Origin of the sequence: Marinobacter aromaticivorans, from assembly GCF_002806975.1 — a bacterium.
GTDB classification, from domain to species: Bacteria; Pseudomonadota; Gammaproteobacteria; order Pseudomonadales; family Oleiphilaceae; genus Marinobacter; species Marinobacter aromaticivorans.
This window is the reverse complement of sequence record NZ_NIHD01000001.1, coordinates 218017-239560: the sequence shown is the minus strand read 5'-3', so window position 1 is coordinate 239560 and position 21544 is coordinate 218017. Positions and strand designations below refer to the sequence as shown.

Here is a 21544-nt window from a genome sequence, read left to right as displayed (position 1 = left end):
ACGACTTTCTCCGGCATCAAACCCCCATCCCGGCTGCCCGGTTCGTAAGGCACCCGGAAAGATTGACGAGCTGCGGCCAGCGGCCCGCTCTGGATTTCAGCCCGCCAGCGCGGCTCGCACCTTTTTGCTCAGGTGGCCCATTTCCACCCGGCCAAGCACCTGAGGCCGCAGCTCATTCATCACACGCCCCATATCCTGCATTCCCTGGGCGTTGGTTGCGCTGATTGCCGAGCGGATCAGATCGTCCAGTTCCTCCTCGGCAAGGGCTGCGGGCATAAACTCCTCAATAATGGCCATTTCCTCCCGCTCCTTGTCGGCCAGCTCCTTGCGGCCTGCATCGTCGTATTGACGGGCAGAATCGCGGCGCTGCTTGAGCATTTTGTCCAGTACCTTCAGAACATCCTCGTCATTCAGATCACGGCGCTCATCAATTTCGATCTGCTTGACTGCAGCCTGAGCCATACGAAGGGTGCCAAGCCGGGTTTTATCCTTGTTTCGCATCGCGTTTTTTACTGCGTTGCCCAGTTGTTCCTTGAGTGATGCTTCCGCCATTTCCGGTCTCCTGTTCCGACGATTGAGAAAGAGCTGATTTCATATTGTGCAGAGGTGTGTGAGAGGTGTCAGGTTTAACGGGCCGCGGGCCCTGGCGCCAAATAAACAGCTGTTATGCTCCCGGCTCTTTTATTTTGCCGAGCGCCCCGGGATAACGCCGCTTCATTCTTGCTAGCCGGCAGATGGTAATGAAATTGACCACCAATACCATGGCTTCCGCCAGTGTGCCGCCAACCGAACCGATAACAATATTGTTCAGCATCCAGGCAAAGGCGGCGGCAGCCAGCATCAGCCGCATGGGAATGCCCCTTAGCATGAACATGCCAAGGGTGCCGAAAACAGCCGCCGCAATGGCGAAAAAATCCACCGGGCTGCGCCAGGTCAGCACTGCAGCCACCAGATTCACTGCCAGTACGGCCAGCATGACTTGCCAGTTGCCCACATAACGCCGAGCCAGCAAGATGCGACCGATCACCAGCAAACTCAGTATCGCCGCCGTCCAACTGCCAAACAGGGCAAACTGCAGTGCAAAGGCCACGTTCGCTGAAATCAACAGCACCAATAACCGGTCATCGCGCTTGCTGGCGAAGCCGACAATACAAAAGCCCAGCGCAATCAAGCTGACTATCTGTCCCGCCAAGGCGGTGTAACTCATCCCCTGGAACATGCAGGCAGAAGTGGCAGCCGTTACAGGTTTGCCAGCGCTTCAGCCACCGGCGTGTCACCGGATACCACATCAAAGACGCGGTTAGTGACTGTATCCGAATCCAGCACTGCCAGCAGTACACGGGCAACATCCTGGCGTGGAATCTTGCCAAAATCCTCAAGCCTGGCACTCACCGAAACCTTGCCTGTCCCTTCAGCATCGGTCAACTGCCCCGGGCGAACAATGGTGTAATCCAAACCGCTGTTTTTCAGGTGATCGTCGGCTTTACGTTTTGCCCATAGGTAATGGCGGAGTTTTTCCGGCCCCTTTTCGGGTTCCTCGGCACGCATTGAACTCACCATGATAAAACGTTTGATACCCATGGCTCTGGCCGTGTCTATCAGCCGGATAGCCCCGTTCTGGTCCACATCGATGGTTTTATCGGGCCCGGTATGAGGGCCGGATCCGGCGGTAAAGATAACCGCATCGCATCCTCTCATGGCCTCACTACAGTCTTGCTCCAGATCACCGAGCACGGTTTCCGTAGCGCCCAACTGCTGCAATTCCGGGCCCTGGTCCGGGTGCCGGATCAAGGCTCGTACCTCATGGTCGCTGTCGGCCATTTCCCGCAACAGGTGTTGCCCGATTTGCCCGTTGGCTCCTGCAATGAACACGTGCATGACGGATCTCCTAACTGTTTGGTGTGAACAACTGTATAGCTGAGTACACTGTACGCACAATTCAAGGCAGTGGGGATAGGGTTTTCAAACGCTTCCTGCCGGTAAGGCCGCAGTTTGAACAGCCTCAAGCCACCAACTAACGCAACACAAAAACGAGAAGACTAACGCACAATGTGATATTCAGAGCCCAGATGACCAGAGAAACCCGTCGCCGCGGGCTCAAACGCTTGATTGAATTAGTCATAGTTAAATCGCTCCGAAAGGATCCGATGAGAGGGCGTGCCCCTATTGATCAGGTGATCTTCGACAACATCCATCATGATCCTGGGGCCGCACATCACGAAGACCCATTCGCTGAACTCCCTCTCTGAAAAGACACGATCCATCAGTGCTGCATCTATCACGCCTGTCTCCCCCTGCCAGGTTTCTGGCGGTTCTGACAGCACGTAGATTACGTCGTCCGCACCCAGCTCATCACGATAGGCAACCTGATCAATCACCCGGTTTCCATAGATCAACTTCACCTCGCGCGAATCGCCGGTAAGGCGCATTTGCCTGAGTATGCCCAGCAGCGGAGCAAGGCCAACGCCACCCGCGATAAGAGCGACCCCGGGTTCCGTACGGCCATCAATGGAAAGGTTGCCATAAGCGCCATCAAGATAGGCGACTGTTCCGGTTTTTATCTGGCCGATGGTTCGTGTGAAGTCGCCAAGCTCTCTGATCATAAAGGATATCTCTGGCCCAGCCGCCGGCGCTGAGCAAATGGAGAACGGATTTTCCTTCATCGAGAACGGACTGTTACCTACATTCAGCCAGACGAACTGCCCCGCCTTGTAGTCGAGACCACTATGACCGTCAGGTTTTACAGTCACTTCCCATTGCTTTGGCGTCAACTGGGTTACGGAAGCCACGCGCCACGGCCGTGCCTTCTGCAGTAGGGGAATCAGCAGGTAAACAGTGAGTAGCGACCCCACAGCCACTCCAGTCATTGCCAGCCACACCCAGGTCATCACAGGTTGCGATCCGTAACGCCCTGCATACACGGTATGGTGCCATAGCAGAACCGCGATCAAGAGAGCGCCGATCCCGTGTAAAAGGCGCCATGTCTCGTATTTGTAGTCCAGTTGGGTGCGCCCGATAGCCAGCAGAGCAAGACTCGCAAGAAGCAGGTAGGCGACAATGCCTGTGGACAGAGCGGAGAAATCGGTCGTGATCGTCAGTTCGCGCGTTGGATCCCACGGGCGCTGCCCACCCGACGGTGTTCCCTGGTAAAGAAACGGGTGCAGCAACGCAAAGACCAGTGCCGTGCGGGCCATCATCTGGTGGAACCGCATGGTCACATCCAGCCCGACGCCGTTTGAAATGGCCTTGAAACGACCCGACAGGATGAATTCCATCAGAACCATAGAGAACGCCAGGATACCAAGGCCGGATGCCAGTTCCTGATGGAACGGACGAGGAGGTCCCCCTACCCACGCGGACAAGATCAACGGCAACGTGACAGCAACAAGGTAAGCCATGATCAAAAAGAGTGGTTTCATCGGTCTGCCTCGTTCACGTCCACCGGACTTCAAATCTAGTCTTACACAGATCCCCTGGCAACGTCGTCGTAGCGAACACAAGCCAGCCTTCCCGATTTCTTACAAGTGCAAGGCTTCATCTGGCAATAGCAGCGTTTCTATTGGCATAAGCCATTCAGCGACTAAACTACAGAGAGAGCCTGAATTCAAAAAGAAGGGAAAGGCATGGCTAAACCCGGTGAGACGGTGAAGCCTGGTCGCTCCGCGATTGGCCTGGCGGTGCTAGGCATTGTATACGGTGACATAGGCACCAGCCCGATCTACGCCTTGCGTGCGTGTTTTCGCGGGGTTAGCCCTGTGCCTATCAACGAGGCAAATATTCTTGGGATTTTGTCGTTGATCTTCTGGGCTCTCATCATCGTCATCTCCCTCAAGTACATGGTTTTTATTCTCCGCGCCAACAACCATGGCGAGGGCGGCATCTTCGCCTTGCTGGCCTTGCTGAGGCCAGATCAGGACCAGAACAGCCGGTCGCGCCGCACGCTGATTCTTATCGGCCTGTTCGGCGCAGGCCTGCTCTATGGGGGCACCATGCTGACGCCGGCTATCTCAGTACTGAGCGCCGTGGAGGGGCTCGAGGTTGCAGCAGCGTCGTTGCACAACTATGTGTTGCCAATAACCATTACCATCCTGATCCTGCTGTTTGCTGTGCAGAAGTACGGTACTGCCAGGGTAGGAGTGATGTTCGGCCCCATTATGGTTGTCTGGTTTCTGGCTTTGGCGGCGCTGGGAGTGAACAGCATTATCGGGCATCCGGAAGTGCTCAGGGCTGTGGCGCCCTGGCACGCAGCGCAGTTTCTTGCGAGCAATAACTTGACGGGATTTTTGGTGCTCATCGGCGTGTTTCTGGTGGTAACCGGTGGAGAGGCCCTTTACGCAGACCTGGGGCATTTTGGAATCACCCCAATAAGGATGGTCTGGTTTTGCTTCGTGCTACCGGCCCTGTTACTGAACTATTTTGGCCAGGGTGCTTTGCTGTTGGACAGGCCCGACGGCCCCCTGCAGCCATTTTTTCATCTGGCGCCGGACTGGGCGTTGTTGCCGCTGGTGGGCTTAGCTACCGCAGCGACGATCATTGCCTCGCAGGCAGTGATCACCGGGGCATTCTCACTTACCCGGCAAGCGGTGCAGCTCGGATTTATGCCGCGCTTGCGGGTTCAGCAAACATCCGAGTACTCGCACGGCCAGATTTATATGCCAGGCATTAACTGGTTTCTGATGATTGCAGCGGTTGCCTTGGTACTGACGTTCGGTTCATCCGACAACCTGGCTGCTGCCTACGGTATCAGTGTGAACGCCACCATGCTGGTAACCACCATTCTGGCGTTCAATGTGGCGCGGGAACGAGGCGGCTGGAGCCTGGCCAAAGCGGGTATCTTTCTGCTGGTGTTTCTGACGGTTGACCTGTCATTTCTTACCGCTAATGCGGAAACCATTCCGCGGGGTGGCTGGTTCCCAGTGGCCATGGGAGCGATCATCTTCACCGTGATTGTTACCTGGCGCCGCGGCACCGAACTGCTGCTCAAGTCCTACGAAGCCAATACAATTACCATTGAAACCCTGCTGGGTAACCTGGAGCATGACCCACCCCAACGCGCGCCTGGTACTGGCATATTTTTCACCGCCCGGGCGGAAGAAGTGCCCAATGCGCTGATTCAGCTGAAAAAGCACAACATTCTGCTGCCTGAAGCGGTCGTGATTGTTACCGTGAAAATGACGCGTGATCCGCGGGTATCCAATGACAAACGTATACACGTAAAAGCATTCGGCCAGGGATTGTATGCCGTACAACTCAACTATGGCTTCATGCAGGGGTTCAATATTCCGTCGGATTTGTCCTACTGCATTGAGCACCACGAATTACCGATTGACCTGGACGACGCCACTTACTTCGTGGGCCGGATATCGGTAATTGCAGATCGGAAGAAGGACGGCATGATGGCTTGGCGCGATAAACTCTTTGCATTCATGGTTCGCAATACTTTGCACGCGACATCGCTTTACCGGATTCCCTCTGCCCGGGTCATTGAGATCGGCCTGCAGCTTGGTATTTAAATGAATATTCCGTTATTAGTCCGAGGTTCTCCATTTGGCCCTCAATCGCGCTATGGAGACTGGCAACGGGAGCCGCCGGCTGAACTCCCGCCCAGAGGTTTCAGGTGTGACCTTACCGGCGCGGGGAAGCACCTTTGCCAACCCCACGGGTCGGATTAACCACCCATTCCGGGTCTTCAAACTCTCCGAGGGGCCGGATTTCGCAAAAAGGCGCAGCACTGCGGATAATCTCCGCCACATCGGGATTGTGTTGCGCCTCCATCGCATCCCGGCTGGCCTTGCTGTCCCAGTAGGCAATGGCAATAAGCGTATCCGGATCACCGATCTTGCGGTGCAATTCGGTTCCACGCGCTCCCGGTGCCCGTTGAATCAACTCACTGGCACGCACCCAGGCATCCGCATAATCCTCGGCGGTATAACCCTCTTTGATATGCACTTCAAAGATGTATTTCATTCATACCTCCGCTATTGTCAAAGATAAAACAGCCGATAGGTTCGTTACTGGCCAGTTTTACGGGCCAACAGGGTGGCAAACTGCAACTGCGCACCGTTGTGCATAGTGCCTAAATCCTCGTTGTACTTAACCAGCTCCCATCCCTCGTAAGCCGCTCGCAACTGCCCCGATTCAAGGGTAAACGGAAAGGGAACGGGGCATGGGTATTCCGGAGTATTCATGGCGCAAACAATCAGGTTATAGCCACCGGGCAGAGTGTGCTTTTGCATATTGGCAATAACCGCATCCACACGATCCGGGTCCAGAAACATCAGGGTTACGGTGCAGGCAATCAACCCATAGTCCGCACCAAGCTCGGCGTTATTGATGTCGTAAACCAGCGCATCGATATTGGTTATTCCCTCTTCGCCAACAATTTGCCTCAGCATGTTGATAGCGCCGGGGTTGTTGTCAACGGCGGTTACGCCAAAGCCGAGCTGGCTCAGGTATAAAGCGTTGCGGCCATTGGAGCAGCCCATGTCGAGGGCTTTGCAGGGTTCAATAACCTTGCACGCCTCTACCAGCTCACTGTGTGCAGGATTCAAACCGTACCGGCTATTCAGATCTGTTGTCATGGTATTCACTCGACTCTTTAATTGAGGCATCCATGATACTGGTTTTCGGGCAGAATTAAATGGCTTAAATCAAAGCCTTCATGGCCTCGAGACAGCCCCACCATGAGCCCTGGCACCCCGAAAACCGTTGTGCGCTCACACCTCAAGAATTCTGTCTGCAGCAAACAGTGGTGGCTCATATTCGTTCGGATAGGCACCGGGGTTAGCGAACACGCGCGTGCCGTCAACCTGTAAGTCAACGGGTTCATGAACGTGACCGTGGACCCACAGATCCATCTTCCCCATCAGCGCCCGCAAGTCCGAAGCGAAAGCCGGCGACAACGAATCCCCCTGGTATTTCAGTGGGATACATTCAGGTAACGGCGCATGATGGCTGATCACCACCCGCGGCCCCGGGCAGGGTTCACTTAGTGCCGCTTCTAGCCAGGCCATGGCTTCGGCATGCAGCCTCTGGCTCTCTTCCGGCCTGAACACCTCGCCCGCTGGTTGCTCGATAATGCGAAAATCGGGCATGAACGCCAGTGCGCGCCGCTCAGTCTGCAACGGATCGTAGCCAGGCTGGCCGTTATACAGACCAAAATCTGTCCATAACGTAGTGCCATGGAAACACACACCGCCAAGGTTCACCGTGTCGTTATCAAGCAGGTGTATTCCCAGGCGCGTGGCGTCGGCACGCAACGCATTACGGGTTTCGGGCATGCTTGTTCCGTAGAACTCATGATTACCCGGAACGTAGATGATCTCCTGTCCGGCAAACCGCTCGGCTGCCCAGGCCAGGCCCTCCGTTGTACGATGGATGTCTCCTGCAAGGATAACCACATCCGCCGCCACATCGGGAAGCTCACGACCTTCCTGAAAACACTCAACGTGCAAATCCGACAGTATTCGCAAGCGCAATCTTATCTCCTTGTAAAATCGGCGCTAACACCTTTCAGATTCTTTTTGGTCAGCCCTTTAACTCGGGAAAATCCGTTTCGGTGTAGGCATACTCGCCCTGTTCACCGCTGGCAGCATGGGTGCGTAATTCAACACGACGAATCTTGCCGGAAATGGTTTTGGGCAACTCGGCAAATTCTATCTGTCGAATCCGCATGTAGGGCGCCATGCGCTCGCGGATGAAAGCGAACAGGGCCTTTGCCGCCTCCGGGCCAGGCTCGAAATCGCGGCGCAGCACGATATAGGCTTTGGGCACGCTTAACCGCACATCATCGGGCGCGGGCACTACTGCGGCCTCGGCCACGGATTCGTGCTCGATGAGGATCGATTCCAGCTCAAACGGGCTAACGCGATAATCCGAGCTCTTGAACACGTCGTCTGCGCGGCCGACGTACCAGTAATAGCCGTCGTCGTCCCGGCTGGCCACGTCACCAGTGCGATAAAAACCGTCGTGCAGCGCCTTAGCCATGCGCTCGGGATCGTCGCGGTATTCCTGCATAAGTCCAAGCGGGCGTTGGCTACGCACATCGATCGCTATCTCGCCTTCGGTGACTTCCTTATCGTGCGGGTCGAGCAATGTGATCTTGTAGCCAGGCAAGGGCCGGCCCATCGAACCGGATTTCATTTTCTGTGCCGGCGGATTGCCGATCTGGGCCGTGGTTTCAGTCTGGCCGTAACCGTCGCGGATCGTGAGACCCCAGAGTTTTTCTACGCGTGCAATCACTTCCGGGTTAAGCGGTTCGCCCGCGCCGACCAGGCTTTTGAGTTTCACATCATAAGCCGCCAGATCTTCCTGGATCAGCATGCGCCATACAGTGGGCGGCGCGCACAGGGAGGTTACGCCTTTGTCGGCGATCACTTTTAGCGTTGCGGGCGCGTCGAAGCGCGGTTGGCGGTAGATGAACACCGTGCAGCCGGCATCCCAGGGCGCGAACAGGTTGGACCAGGCATGCTTGGCCCAGCCGGGGGAGCTGATATTGAAATGGATATCATCAGGCTGCAGGCCCAGCCAGTACATAGTCGACAGTGAACCCACCGGATAACTTTGATGCGTATGTAACACAAGCTTGGGCAGAGAGGTGGTACCCGACGTGAAATACAGCAGCATCGGGTCAGTGGCGTGGGTTACGCCTTCCGGCTTGAAACTCTTCTCGTAGGCATAGGCGTTTTGGTAATCAATCCACTGCTCGCAAGGTTCACCTGCGACGATGCGGGTCAGTCCCTCTGCCACGCCTTCAAATCTGGGAACATGTTCATTGGTGGTGAGGACATGACTGACGCCGCCGCGCCCCAGCCGGTCGCCAAGATCCTTCCTGGATAGCAGCGTGCTGGCCGGAATAACGATGGCACCCAGTTTGATCGCGGCCAGCATGGTCTCCCAGAGTTCGCTCACATTATCGAGCATGATCAGCAGGGTATCGCCGCGTCCGAGCCCCTGGTCACGCAGAAAATTTGCTACCTGATTGGATCTCTGTCGCATCTGTTCGAAGCTGTAGCGGAATTCGCTGCCGTCGTCATCCACCAGCCAGAGCGCAATCTTCTCATTGTCTTTGGCGTAATCATCGAACCAGTCGAGCGCCCAATTAAACTCATTCAGCTCGGGCCATTTAAAGGTCTCGTAGGCGCGGTCGTAGTCTTCGCGCAGGTCCAGCAGTTGCTGACGAGCCGCCTTGAATGCGTCTGCCGATTGCATCGCTTTCTCCTTTTTTTAAAGTCGGCGGTCCCGGACCGGCCGTTATAATTGTTGTATTGTGGTTTTCTGCTCAGTCTTGCAGAAAGTTCTAGTCTATCGATCCATAAAACAAAAGTTTAGCTGAGTATCTGAGCAACTGCCATGAACGCAAGGAAACCCCCAAGGCGTGATCTGCACGACCTCAATCGCGATCTGTTTCGGTTCGAACGCCTTTATTTGCCTGACCTTTAACAAGTCACCTGCCCGCCAACTGCCCTACTTTTCCGGCAGAATCGTGATTTTCCGGTCCGGCGGCGGCAGTCTGGGTAGCATGGCCTCCACATCGATCGGGTGGGTAGCGAAAAAATCTTCCGCCGCTTCAATCAGAGCCACTTCGGTTTTTAGAATACCAAGATAGACCGGCCATTCGGCGACTATCAAATCCGTGCTGTAGGGGGCCGCGTCGAATTTCCCCAGCAGTGCCAGAAACCGGAACTCCATTTCGGCCATGACGAGGTAATCGCAGCGTTTGAGCAGAAACATGCGAAGCATTTGCTGGGCATTGTACGCGTCATAGCGAACCAGGTCGGTACCGATCCGCCGCTCCAGTCGGTCACTGTAGACAAACCACCTGCGCAGACAGATGCTGCCCTGAAGGTCATTGATGGAGTCTGGTTGCAGGCCAGGTTGCGCAAACACACGGTCACGCCAGGTTAACACCGGCCCGACGGCATGCATTCGGCCCGGCAACGGCATCCACAGCGGATTGGCGAAAACGGCGTTGGCCAGGCCTTCTTCCAGGGCCCAAGCCTGGCGTTTGCGCGCCATGGGGCGAAAACTGGCCGTGATACCGGTCTCCAAGGCGAACTCATTGATCACTTCGACGAAAACGCCCTTGTCAAGGCCTGTACCGTAGTAAAATGGCAGAAAACCCTCGTCCGCCCCCATGACCCGTAGCGTTTGGGACGAAACTGGAAGGAACCAGAATGCGAGAATAATCAACAGGCCTATTCTCATCGGGTACTCCTCCCAGTGATCGGTAGGGATAGGCCTTCGCTTGTCCAACGTTGCCTTGGCCAGTTTAAGAGAGCCTGTAAATAAAGCTGTATAAACCGTTGGGTGAATAACACCATTGCGCCATATCTCTTTGCCGCCCAATGCCCGTTGTTGCTGCGTTCGCCCATTCTTGAACTCCTGAGCTGCCGGCTTCGTTTGGGAGGGGTATTCGGATAGAAAATTGCAGCCCCGGACCGGGCGCCCGGGGCTGTTTTACGGCAGCTTACTTGACTTTCGGATCCAGCTCACCAGCCTCATAACGCATATACATGCGCTCGAGGTTGATTGGCTTGATCTTGCTGGCCTGGCCGGCACAGCCGAAGGCTTCGTAACGCGCGACACAAATATCGGTCATGGCCTTCATGGTTTCTTTCAGGAATTTGCGCGGATCGAACTCGGCCGGGTTCTGGGCCATGAAGCGGCGCACAGCCCCGGTGCTTGCCAGGCGCAGGTCGGTGTCGATGTTTACTTTGCGCACACCGTGCTTGATGCCTTCTACAATTTCCTCAACCGGCACACCGTAGGTTTCGGGAATCTCACCGCCGTATTCGTTGATAATTTTCAGCCACTCCTGGGGTACGGAGCTGGAGCCGTGCATAACCAGGTGGGTATCGGGAATGCGTTTGTGGATGGCTTTGATCTGCTCGATGGCCAGGATGTCGCCTGTGGGTGGGCGGGTGAACTTGTAGGCGCCGTGGCTGGTGCCGATGGCGATGGCCAGCGCGTCTACGTGGGTTTTCTTCACGAAGTCGGCGGCTTCTTCCGGGTCGGTGAGCATCTGGCTCATGTCCAGGGTGCCTTCGGCGCCGATGCCGTCTTCTTCACCGGCCTGGCCGGTTTCCAGGGAGCCCAGGCAGCCCAGTTCGCCTTCTACGGATACGCCACAGGCGTGAGCCATTTCTACTGTGCGGCGGGTTACGTCTACGTTGTACTCGTAATCTGTAGGCGTTTTGCCGTCTTCGCCCAGGGAGCCGTCCATCATTACGGAGCTGAAGCCCAGTTGGATGGAGCGCTGGCACACTGCGGGGCTGGTGCCGTGATCCTGGTGCATAACCACCGGGATGTGTGGCCACTCTTCAATGGCGGCGAGGATCAGGTGGCGCAGGAAGGGGGCTCCGGCGTATTTGCGGGCACCGGCGGAGGCCTGAACAATCACCGGGGAGTCGGTTTTGTCGGCGGCTTCCATGATGGCGCGCATCTGTTCCAGGTTGTTTACGTTAAAGGCTGGCACACCGTAACCATGCTCGGCGGCGTGATCCAGCAGTTGCCGCAGCGAAATCAGGGCCATTTGGTTGTCTCCTTGTTTAAATAACAGTTTGGGGCAATCGTGGTTAACTTGTTTGGGCGCAGGCTTCTGAGAATTGGAGACTGCTACGGCAGGTGTGGTGGGGTTTCCGGGACACGCTGTGAATACGTCCTTGTACGCTTGACGGCAGCATCCCTGCTGCCGACAGTCCCGGAAACCCCACCACACCTACCTTGCGATTCTGTCTTTCGTTTGGGCGCTCTACGCTCCGCGCTCTTCCAGTACGGCAACGGCGGGCAGCACTTTGCCTTCCACAAACTCCAGGAAGGCGCCACCGCCGGTGGAAATATACGAGATCTTGTCAGCTATGCCGTATTTGTCAACGGCGGCCACTGTGTCGCCACCGCCAGCCAATGAGAAGGCGTCGCTTTCGGCAATGGCTTCGGCCAGGGTTTTAGTGCCGTTGCCAAACTGGTCAAACTCGAACACACCTACCGGGCCGTTCCACAGGATGGTTTTGGCGTTCTTGAGCAGTTCGGCGAACTGGCCTGCGGTTTCCGGGCCTACGTCGAGGATCATGTCGTCTTCGGTAACGTCTGAGATGTTCCGGATGGTGGCTGTGGCGTTTTCAGCAAATTCGCTGGCAACCACCACATCTACCGGCAGCGGAATATTTACGCGGGAGGCAATGTCTCTGGCTTCATCCAGCAGTTCGTGCTCGCACAGGGATTTGCCCACCGGGTGTCCGGCTGCCGCCAGGAAAGTGTTGGCGATACCGCCGCCTACAATGATCTGGTCACAGACTTTCTCAAGGGCGTTAAGCACGTCGAGCTTGGTGGAGACTTTGGCGCCGCCAACAATGGCAACGACCGGCTTGGCCGGGTTATCCAGAGCTTTGCCCAGGGCTTCCAGTTCTGCCGCCAGCAATGGGCCAGCACAGGCCTCGGGGGCAAAGCGGGCAACGCCATGGGTGGATGCCTGGGCGCGGTGGGCGGTACCGAAGGCGTCCATCACATAGATGTCACACAGAGCTGCGTATTGCCTGGCCAGGGTTTCGTCGTCTTTCTTTTCGCCTTTGTTGAAGCGAACGTTTTCGAACAGAACCACTTCGCCGTCGGCCACTTCAACGCCACCAAGGTAATCCTTGATCAGGCGCACTTCCTGGCCCAGGGCTTTGGTGAGGTGGTCGGCTACCGGCTTCATGGAGGAGGCTTCGTCGTACACGCCTTCTTCCGGGCGGCCCAGGTGGGACATCAGCATGACTTTGGCGCCAGCATCTCTTGCAGCTTTAATGGTCGGCAGGGATGCGCGGATACGGGCATCGCTGGAAACCACACCGTTCTTTACCGGCACGTTGAGGTCTTCGCGGATCAGAACCCGCTTGCCAGCGAGGTTCAGGTCGGTCATTTTTTTGATGGCCATGATCTGGGTTCCGTTGTTTCGGGTTGTTGACAATGAATTTTTGGGGAGTGAGGTCGTAACGCCCCCTCTCCCCGGCCCTCTCCCTCGAGGGGAGAGGGAGCAACACAATCGTAGCCTGATAATCCCCCGGCTATGTGGCACGCTTTAAAGCCCCTCTCCCCCCCGAGGGAGAGGGGTTGGGGAGAGGGGGAGCGTGATGCATTACCCCACCCTCTGCAGCCAGGCTCTGCTTACATCCAGCATGCGGCTGGCAAATCCCCATTCGTTATCAAACCAGCATAGCACTTTCACCATGGTACCCCGGGTTACGCGGGTCTGGCCGCCGTCTACTACGCCGGAGTGGGAATCGTGGTTAAAGTCTGAGCTGGCCAGCAGTTCGTCGGTGTAGCCGAGTATGCCTTTTAGCGGGCCATCCGCTGCGTCTTTCAATACACGGTTTACGGAGGGCACGTCGGTGGCTTCTCGCACGTTGAACACCATGTCGATAGCAGACACGTTCATGGTGGGTACGCGCAGGGCCACTGAGCTGAACCGGCCTTCCATGTGCGGCAGCAGCCGCTCAACGCCCCGCGCCAGCCCGGTATCCACCGGTACTATATTATGAAGTGCGCTCCGGGTGAGGCGCAGATCCTGATGGTGGTAGGCGTCAATTACCGGCTGATCGTTCATGGCGGCGTGAATGGTGGTAGTGCTGCCCTGCTCCACACCAAAGGCTTTATCCAGCACGGCAATCACCGGCACCAGACAGTTGGTGGTGCAGGAACCTGCCGCCACTATACGGTCGGCGGCGGTAATATCGGCATCGTTAATGCCGTAGACCACCGTGCGATCCACGTCCGATTCCGCAGGCTGGGAAAACAGCAGTCGTTTCGCACCCGCCTGAATATGCAGCTCGGCAGTCACCCGGTCTGAGTAGGAGCCGGAGCATTCCAGCACCAGATCAACGTTCAGCTCATCCCAGGGCAGTTCCGCCGGGTCAGAATGCCGGAGCACGCGAATGGGGTCGCCATTGATGATCAGGTTCTGCCCCTGCACCGCAATACTTCCGGAAAACCGGCCATGGGTGGAGTCGTAGCGGGTCAGGTGCGCGATCGTGTCGATATCGGAAAGCTCGTTAATCGCGACCACCTGCAGGTGGTCGCGATAACCGTTTTCGTAGAGGGCACGCAGCACGCACTGGCCAATTCGGCCATACCCGTTGATGGCAATACGAAAAGGCGCAGAATCTGTCATCAGGCGTCCAGCAGTTCTGCAGCCACTTCCAGGACGTTCTCGACGGTAAAGCCGAACTCCCTGAACAGCTCACCGGCTGGCGCAGATTCACCAAAGGTGGTCATGCCTACAATACGGCCATCCAAACCAACATACTTGTACCAGTAATCCGCAATCGCCGCTTCGATAGCAAGGCGGTTGGTGACTTCCAGCGGTAGCACCTGCTGCCTGTAATCCGCGCTCTGGGCATCAAATACATCGGTAGAGGGCATGGAAACAACACGTACCTTTTTGCCCTGCTCCCGCAGTTTGGCGGCGGCATCCTGCGCCAGGCCAACTTCGGAGCCCGTGGCAATCAGGATAAGTTCCGGAGTGCCTTCGCTGTCAGACAATACATAACCGCCTTTGGCTACATCCGCCAACTGCTGTGCATCACGTGCCTGGCCGGGCAGGCCCTGGCGGGAGAAGACCAGGGACGTCGGGCCGTCTTTACGCTCCAGAGCGGCTTTCCAGGCCACGGCGGATTCTACTGCGTCGGCCGGGCGCCAGGTGCTCATGTTGGGTGTGGTGCGCAGGCTGGCAAGCTGTTCCACCGGCTGATGTGTAGGGCCGTCTTCGCCGAGGCCGATTGAGTCGTGGGTGAACACGAAGATAGACCGCTGCTTCATCAGGGCAGCCATGCGCACGGCGTTGCGGCAGTATTCCATGAAGATCAGGAAGGTGGCGCCGTAGGGAACAAAACCACCGTGCAGGGCGATGCCATTCATGATGGCGGCCATGCCGAATTCACGCACACCATAATAGATGTAGTTGCCGCTGGGGTCTTCTTTGCTGATGCCTTTGGATCCGCTCCAGATGGTGAGGTTGGAACCGGCAAGGTCGGCAGAACCGCCAAGCAGTTCCGGGAGCAACGGGCCATAGGCATTCAGGGTATTCTGGGACGCCTTGCGGCTGGCAACTGTCTCGCTCTTGTCCTGACACTCCTGAATGTAGGCCTGGGCTTTTTCAGCGAAGTCAGCAGGCAGATCACCGGCAAGGCGGCGCTTGAGCTCGGCTGCCAGTTCCGGCTCGGCTTTCTCATAGGCGGCAAAGGTCTCGTTCCAGGCGCTCTCTGCGCTGGCGCCTTTATCTTTGGCGCTCCAGGCTTCATAGATATCCGCCGGGATTTCAAACGGCCCGTGGGCCCAACCCAGGGCTTCGCGGGTCAGTGCAATTTCGTCATCACCCAGGGGCGCACCGTGGGACGATTCGCTGCCCTGCTTGTTGGGTGAGCCAAAGCCGATCACGGTTTTGCAGCAGATCAGCGTGGGCCTGCGGATGTTGGTGCGAGCCACTTCCAGTGCAGAACTGATGGCCTCGGCATCGTGGCCATCAACACCGGCAAGCACTTGCCAGCCGTAGGCTGCAAAGCGTTGTGGGGTGTTGTCGGTGAACCAGCCGTCGACTTTGCCGTCAATGGAAATGCCGTTGTCATCGTAGAAACAGATCAACTTGCCCAGCCCCAGGGTGCCCGCCAGCGAAGCCACTTCGTGGGAAATACCTTCCATGAGGCAACCATCACCCAGGAATGCGTAGGTGAAATGATCAACAACGTTATGACCGGGACGGTTGAACTGTGCCGCCAGCGTTTTCTCTGCCAGCGCAAAACCCACCGCATTGGCCAGGCCCTGCCCCAGCGGGCCGGTAGTAGTTTCCACCCCAGGGGTGTAGCCGTATTCCGGATGGCCGGGGGTTTTTGAATGCAGTTGGCGGAAGTTTTTGATGTCATCGATGGAAACGTCGTAGCCGCTCAGGTGCAACAGTGAATACTGCAACATGGAGCCGTGGCCATTGGAGAGCACAAAGCGGTCGCGGTTGGCCCACCGGGGATTGGCCGGGTTGTGGTTCAGGTAATCATTCCACAGAACCTCGGCGATATCCGCCATGCCCATGGGCGCACCCGGGTGGCCGGATTTCGCTTTCTGAACCGCATCCATGCTCAGCGCGCGAACGGCGTTGGCGAGATCTTTACGAGAGGGCATTGACGTTTCTCCAATGTTTTTCAGGGAAGTAGGAAGTAATCCAGCGCTTTTCACAGGGCGATCAAAAGCTGTTCAAAATAAGGCGCGTATTTTCGCCGATTAAGGTATGCCGGGGCAAATCGGCATGCAGCCTCTATGTAAATATGCTGACGCAGATCCCCGAAAGAGACTGATTTCAAAGAATGATAAATCTATATCAAAAAATTTTGATATGCCTATTGATTGAGCTCTCCAACCCACTTAAACTCCGCAACCATGACAACATTGAATGCACAGGCTCACCCCATATCCTCCGTGGACGTACTTGCCCCGATCTACAAGGCAAGCGGCGACCCGTTGCGCCTGGAAATCTTGCGTGTGCTGCGGCGGGATACCTTTGGCGTACTGGAGCTGAGCCAGTTGTTTGATATGCGCCAATCGGGCATGAGCCATCACCTGAAGGTAATGCACAAAGCGGGACTGGTGGAGCCACAGCGTGAAGGCAACGCCATTTTTTACCGTCGCCCGCTGCATCTGGATAACGACAAGCCCACGGATCTGACCATTCGCCAGATTTTTGAAGCAGTGGATCGCGCGCCCTTACCCGTCCACCTGCAGGAAAAAATTGAATCTATCCGCAACCAGCGAGCGGATCAGTCGCAGGCGTTTTTCTCCCGGCATTCGGAGCAATTCCGGGAGCAGCAGGAACTGATTGCCGCCTTTGATCTGTATGCGGCCCCCGTGGCAGACATGATCCGCAAGCGGACACGCAAACGCCAGTGGCAAACAGCGCTGGAAATTGGCCCGGGTGAAGGCGGCTTTTTACCCGTGCTGTCCGAACTTTGCGAACACGTTGTGGCCCTGGATAACAGCCGGGACATGCTCGCCAAGGCCACGCGCACCTGCATTGAGGAGCGCCTGAACAACATTGACCTGATTGAAGGCGTAACCGACACACTGCTGGCAAGAGGGGATGCGTTTGACCTTGTGGTGGCCAATATGGTGCTGCACCACGTACCCAGCCCGGCAGACATATTTCTCGATGCGGCTGCACTGATGAACAACAGCGGCTGCCTGGTGATCAGCGATCTGTGCCGGCACGACCAGAACTGGGCGAAAGAGAATTGTGGCGATCTGTGGCTGGGATTCGAGCCGGAAGAACTCACCGCCTGGGCTGCGGCGGCGGGCCTGAAAGCAGGGGAACAGCTGTTTATCGGTTTACGCAACGGCTTCCAGATCCAGGTGCGGGAGTTCTGGAAAACCCAGTTACCCCTGAGATGATCAGGCTTTCATAAAACCCGATATTCCGGCCCTTGCAGGGAATATCAAAAAACTTTGATATTCATGTAGGTAGTAATACCTACACGCATTTAACGCAAACAGATCAGCTGGCCGGCATCAGCAACAGCATGCAAAAGCCGGCAAGATTTCGAAACGCTCACAGAGGAGCAAACCTATGTCTGACTACAGCATCTTCACCTCCGAATCGGTCTCTGAAGGCCATCCGGACAAACTGGCGGATCAGATTTCTGACGCCGTTCTGGATTCCATCCTGGCGGAAGACCCCCATGCCCGTGTGGCTTGCGAAACCATGGTGAAAACCGGTGTTGCCATCGTCGGTGGCGAGATCACAACCAGCGCCTGGGTGGATCTGGAAGACCTGGTTCGTGGTGTGATCAAAGACATTGGCTACACCTCCTCAAACGTCGGTTATGACGGCGACACCTGCGGCATTATCAATATCATCGGCAAACAGTCCGTGGATATTGCCCAGGGCGTTGACCGCCAGAAGCCAGAAGACCAGGGCGCCGGTGACCAGGGCCTGATGTTCGGTTATGCCAGTAACGAGACCGAAGTGCTGATGCCCGCACCGATTACCTTTGCCCACCGCCTTATGGAGCGCCAGGCTGAAGCCCGCAAAACCGGCGTACTGCCCTGGCTGCGCCCGGACGCAAAAAGCCAGGTAACCTGCCGCTACGAAAAGGGCAAAGTTGTGGGTATTGATGCTGTTGTACTCTCAACCCAACACGACCCGGACGTTAGCCAGGCGGACCTGAAAGAAGCTGTAATGGAACTGATCGTCAAAAACGTACTGCCTGCAGAGTTGCTGCACAAAGGTACCCAGTTCCATATCAACCCCACCGGTAAATTCGTAATTGGCGGCCCGGTTGGTGACTGCGGTCTCACAGGCCGCAAAATCATCGTAGACACCTACGGCGGCATGGCACGCCACGGCGGCGGCGCCTTCTCCGGCAAAGACCCCTCAAAGGTCGACCGCTCCGCCGCTTACGCGGGCCGCTACGTTGCCAAAAACATCGTTGCTGCCGGTTTGGCCGACAAGTGCGAGATCCAGGTGTCCTACGCCATCGGCGTGGCCCAACCAACGTCTATCTCCATAAACACCTTCGGCACCGGAAAAATCAGCGACGACAAAATCATCGAACTGGTGCGCCAGCACTTCGACCTGCGCCCTTATGCCATCACCAACATGCTCGACCTGCTGCACCCCATGTACCGGGCCACGGCAGCCTACGGCCACTTCGGTCGCGAGCCGGAAGAAGTAACCGTTGCGGGCAAGACTTTCACAACGTTCCCATGGGAAAAAACGGATCGTGCGGCGGCGCTTAGAGATGCCGCTGGTATCTAAATAATTTTCAGGCGTACAAAAAGCAGCGTACGCCAAAAGACTGATCAAGGGGGTGGGGCCAAGCTTCCGTGGAATGTCGTAGGCCAAGGACGGCCGGAGACAAGCGCACATGGATGTGCTCGTAGCGGTTCCACGGAAGCTTGGCCCCACCCCCGCAGACTCCAAATTCAGAGGCCAAAGGGTTACACCCCGAAGGCCAAAACAGAACTAACCGGAGCACACCAATGAGCAACTTCAACGACTACAAAGTCCGCGATATCAACCTGGCCGGCTGGGGCCGCAAAGAAATCAAAATCGCCGAAGGCGAAATGCCCGCCCTCATGGCACTGCGCAACAAATACAAAGCGGAGCAGCCCCTGAAAGGCGCCAACATCATGGGCTGCATCCACATGACCATCCAGACCGCCGTACTGATCGAAACCCTGATTGAACTGGGCGCCAACGTACGCTGGTCATCCTGCAACATCTTCTCCACCCAGGACCAGGCTGCCGCCGCCATCGCAGCCCAGAACATTCCCGTATTCGCCTGGAAAGGCGAAACCGAAGAAGAGTACGAGTGGTGCCTTGAACGCACAGTAGGCGCAGACGTAGAAGACTGGGAACCCAACATGATCCTGGACGACGGCGGCGACCTCACCGCCCTGCTCCATGAAAAGTACCCCGAAGTACTGGCCAACTGCCACGGCGTAACCGAAGAAACCACCACCGGCGTACACCGCCTGCAGGAAATGCTGCGCGACGGCACCCTGAAAGTCCCCGCCATCAACGTAAACGACGCCGTAACCAAGGCCAAGAACGACAACAAATACGGTTGTCGCCACAGCCTTAACGACGCCATCAAACGTGGCACCGACCACCTGATGGCTGGCAAAAAAGCCCTGGTAATCGGATACGGCGACGTGGGCAAAGGCTCCGCCGCTTCTCTGCGCCAGGAAGGCATGATCGTAAAAGTCACCGAAGCCGACCCCATCTGCGCCATGCAAGCCTGCATGGACGGCTTTGAAGTGGTTTCCCCTTATCTCAACGGTGTAAACACCGGCACTGAAGCAGGCATCGACAAGGCTCTGATGCAGAACACCGATATTCTGGTGACCACCACCGGTAACATGAACGTGTGTGATGCCAACATGCTAAAGGCCCTGAAGTCCGGCGCAGTCGTGTGCAACATCGGCCACTTCGACAATGAGATCGATACCGCGTACATGCGCAAGAACTGGGAGTGGGACGAAGTTAAGCCCCAGGTTCACGTGATCTACCGCGACAAGGCCACCAACGACCACCTGATTCTGCTCTCCGAAGGCCGCCTGGTAAACCTGGGCAACGCCACTGGCCACCCGTCCCGGATCATGGACGGCTCCTTCGCCAACCAGGTTCTGGCCCAGATGTACCTGTTCGAGCGCAAATTCGCGGACCTGCCGGAAGATGCCCGCGCCAAAGGCATTTATGTGCAGGTACTGCCCAAGAAACTGGACGAAGAAGTGGCCCGCGCCATGGTGGAAGGCTTTGGTGGCGTGATCACCAAACTGACCCCGGAACAGGCGCAATACATTGGCGTACCGGTCGAAGGCCCGTACAAGCCAGACAGCTACAAGTACTGATCGGATAACAAGATGCAATCCCAGAAACAATTCAAACGCCGTTTCAGCTTCGAGTTTTTCCCGCCCAAGACCGACCAGGGCAAGGAAAAACTCCAGGTTGTGCGCAACCAGCTTGCCGGGGTGAATCCGGACTTCTTCTCGGTCACCTTCGGTGCCGGCGGTTCCACCCGGGACCGCACCATTGAAACCGTGCTCAACCTGCACAAACAGGGCATTTCCACAGCCCCACACCTCTCCTGCGTCGGTGGCACGCGGGAAGAGATTGCGGAACTGCTGGACGTGTACAAAGAGAACGGCATTAACCGCATTGTCGCCCTTCGGGGCGACATGCCTTCGGGCATGGGTGCTTCCGGAGAGATGCGCTATGCCAACGAGCTGGTTGAATTCATCCGCGAACACAGTGGCGACCACTTCAACCTCGAAGTCGCAGCCTACCCGGAATTTCATCCCCAGGCCCGCAATGCCGAAGAAGATCTGAAAAACTTTGCCCGCAAGGTGGAGGCTGGTGCGAACAGCGCCATTACCCAGTACTTCTTTAACGCAGACAGCTACTTCTATTTCATCGACCGGCTGGAACAGCTCGGCGTCACCATTCCGGTGGTGCCGGGCATCATGCCCATCGTGAACTTCTCCAGCCTGGTGCGCTTCTCCGACATGTGCGGTGCCGAAATACCGCGCTGGATTCGCAAGCAGCTTGAAGCCTATGGCGACGACAGGGAAAGCATCCTCAAATTCGGCGAGGAGGTGGTTACCCGGATGTGCGAAAAGCTTCTGAAAGCCGGGGCGCCGGGGTTGCACTTTTATACCCTGAACCAGGCGGAGCCGAGTATCAGTATCTGGAAGAATCTGGGCATCAGTGAGCGGGAGAAGATTGCGTTTTGAGGTGACTTCTTCCCCCTCTCCCCAACCCCTCTCCCGCGAGGGGAGAGGGGCTAAAAGACAACTCCCAGCCCGACTTATTGACTCCCTGTGCCGAAGCATCGGTTTCCCATCAAGGGAGAGGGAGCCTGCCGTACAACCGGCGAAGGGAGTACATAAAGCCCCTCTCCCCTCGCGGGAGAGGGGTTGGGGAGAGGGGCCGGGCAAGCATTTGATTTTCTGCACCCATCCAAGTAATAGTCTAAAGTGTATGTAATGCAGTTCCACCAATGCTCCCCGGGGCTCTCGGTCATCA

18 protein-coding genes are annotated in these 21544 nt (G+C 56.7%); 5 read left to right on the top strand and 13 right to left on the bottom strand.

Annotated features, from left to right (window positions below):
* Window positions 1-96 precede the first annotated feature (96 nt).
* The 4 genes from CDH48_RS01115 to CDH48_RS01100 all read right to left on the bottom strand — a co-directional run bounded on the left by CDH48_RS01115 (window position 97) and on the right by CDH48_RS01100 (window position 3419).
* A complete protein-coding gene (locus CDH48_RS01115) occupies window positions 97-552 on the bottom strand; it encodes a GatB/YqeY domain-containing protein (protein WP_100686864.1) in 456 nt (151 codons plus the stop codon).
* A gap of 112 nt (window positions 553-664) precedes the next feature.
* On the bottom strand, window positions 665-1219 hold the full coding sequence (locus tag CDH48_RS01110) for a YgjV family protein (protein WP_100686863.1): 555 nt from the start codon (window positions 1217-1219) through the stop codon (window positions 665-667).
* A 20-nt stretch (window positions 1220-1239) separates the two neighbouring features.
* The gene (locus CDH48_RS01105) at window positions 1240-1878 is read right to left on the bottom strand and encodes an SDR family oxidoreductase (RefSeq protein ID WP_100686862.1); all 639 of its coding nucleotides are present in this window, start codon (window positions 1876-1878) and stop codon (window positions 1240-1242) included.
* A 236-nt stretch (window positions 1879-2114) separates the two neighbouring features.
* A complete protein-coding gene (locus CDH48_RS01100; protein ID WP_100686861.1) occupies window positions 2115-3419 on the bottom strand; it encodes a ferredoxin reductase family protein in 1305 nt (434 codons plus the stop codon).
* A gap of 204 nt (window positions 3420-3623) precedes the next feature.
* Between CDH48_RS01100 and CDH48_RS01095 the strand changes: the two genes are divergently transcribed.
* A complete protein-coding gene (locus CDH48_RS01095) occupies window positions 3624-5513 on the top strand; it encodes a potassium transporter Kup (protein WP_100686860.1) in 1890 nt (629 codons plus the stop codon).
* Between the two features lie 112 nt (window positions 5514-5625).
* On the opposite strand, the gene CDH48_RS01090 is transcribed toward CDH48_RS01095, so the two are convergent.
* The 9 genes from CDH48_RS01090 to tkt all read right to left on the bottom strand — a co-directional run bounded on the left by CDH48_RS01090 (window position 5626) and on the right by tkt (window position 16146).
* Complete coding sequence (locus tag CDH48_RS01090; RefSeq protein WP_100686859.1) at window positions 5626-5967, bottom strand: antibiotic biosynthesis monooxygenase family protein; 342 nt, start codon at window positions 5965-5967, stop codon at window positions 5626-5628.
* A gap of 44 nt (window positions 5968-6011) precedes the next feature.
* Window positions 6012-6581 carry a tellurite resistance methyltransferase TehB gene (tehB, locus tag CDH48_RS01085; RefSeq protein WP_100686858.1) on the bottom strand — a complete coding sequence of 190 codons (570 nt, stop codon included), beginning with the start codon at window positions 6579-6581 and terminating at the stop codon, window positions 6012-6014.
* A gap of 135 nt (window positions 6582-6716) precedes the next feature.
* Window positions 6717-7478 (bottom strand): metallophosphoesterase, encoded by a 762-nt coding sequence (locus CDH48_RS01080; RefSeq protein WP_100686857.1) that lies wholly within the window; start codon window positions 7476-7478, stop codon window positions 6717-6719.
* 49 nt (window positions 7479-7527) lie between these two features.
* Window positions 7528-9210 (bottom strand): AMP-binding protein, encoded by a 1683-nt coding sequence (locus CDH48_RS01075; RefSeq protein ID WP_100686856.1) that lies wholly within the window; start codon window positions 9208-9210, stop codon window positions 7528-7530.
* 255 nt (window positions 9211-9465) lie between these two features.
* A complete protein-coding gene (locus CDH48_RS01070) occupies window positions 9466-10206 on the bottom strand; it encodes a type 2 periplasmic-binding domain-containing protein (protein WP_100686855.1) in 741 nt (246 codons plus the stop codon).
* Between the two features lie 262 nt (window positions 10207-10468).
* On the bottom strand, window positions 10469-11533 hold the full coding sequence (gene fba / locus CDH48_RS01065) for a class II fructose-bisphosphate aldolase (protein ID WP_100686854.1): 1065 nt from the start codon (window positions 11531-11533) through the stop codon (window positions 10469-10471).
* Between the two features lie 219 nt (window positions 11534-11752).
* Window positions 11753-12913, bottom strand: coding sequence for a phosphoglycerate kinase (locus CDH48_RS01060; protein WP_100686853.1), 1161 nt, complete (start codon window positions 12911-12913; stop codon window positions 11753-11755).
* 201 nt (window positions 12914-13114) lie between these two features.
* Window positions 13115-14146, bottom strand: a complete 1032-nt coding sequence (locus CDH48_RS01055) for a type I glyceraldehyde-3-phosphate dehydrogenase (RefSeq protein WP_100686852.1) — start codon at window positions 14144-14146, stop codon at window positions 13115-13117.
* A complete protein-coding gene (gene tkt / locus CDH48_RS01050; protein WP_100686851.1) occupies window positions 14146-16146 on the bottom strand; it encodes a transketolase in 2001 nt (666 codons plus the stop codon). The genes CDH48_RS01055 and tkt overlap by 1 nt, the downstream gene beginning before the upstream one ends.
* 255 nt (window positions 16147-16401) lie before the next feature.
* Here tkt and CDH48_RS01045 point away from each other — a divergent pair, with 255 nt between their 5' ends.
* The 4 genes from CDH48_RS01045 to metF all read left to right on the top strand — a co-directional run bounded on the left by CDH48_RS01045 (window position 16402) and on the right by metF (window position 21252).
* Window positions 16402-17406: a metalloregulator ArsR/SmtB family transcription factor gene (locus CDH48_RS01045; protein ID WP_100686850.1), complete on the top strand. Its 1005-nt coding sequence runs from the start codon at window positions 16402-16404 to the stop codon at window positions 17404-17406.
* Between the two features lie 175 nt (window positions 17407-17581).
* On the top strand, window positions 17582-18772 hold the full coding sequence (metK, locus tag CDH48_RS01040) for a methionine adenosyltransferase (protein WP_100686849.1): 1191 nt from the start codon (window positions 17582-17584) through the stop codon (window positions 18770-18772).
* A gap of 224 nt (window positions 18773-18996) precedes the next feature.
* A complete protein-coding gene (ahcY, locus tag CDH48_RS01035) occupies window positions 18997-20370 on the top strand; it encodes an adenosylhomocysteinase (RefSeq protein WP_100686848.1) in 1374 nt (457 codons plus the stop codon).
* A gap of 12 nt (window positions 20371-20382) precedes the next feature.
* The gene (gene metF / locus CDH48_RS01030; RefSeq protein WP_100686847.1) at window positions 20383-21252 is read left to right on the top strand and encodes a methylenetetrahydrofolate reductase [NAD(P)H]; all 870 of its coding nucleotides are present in this window, start codon (window positions 20383-20385) and stop codon (window positions 21250-21252) included.
* Window positions 21253-21544 lie beyond the last annotated feature (292 nt).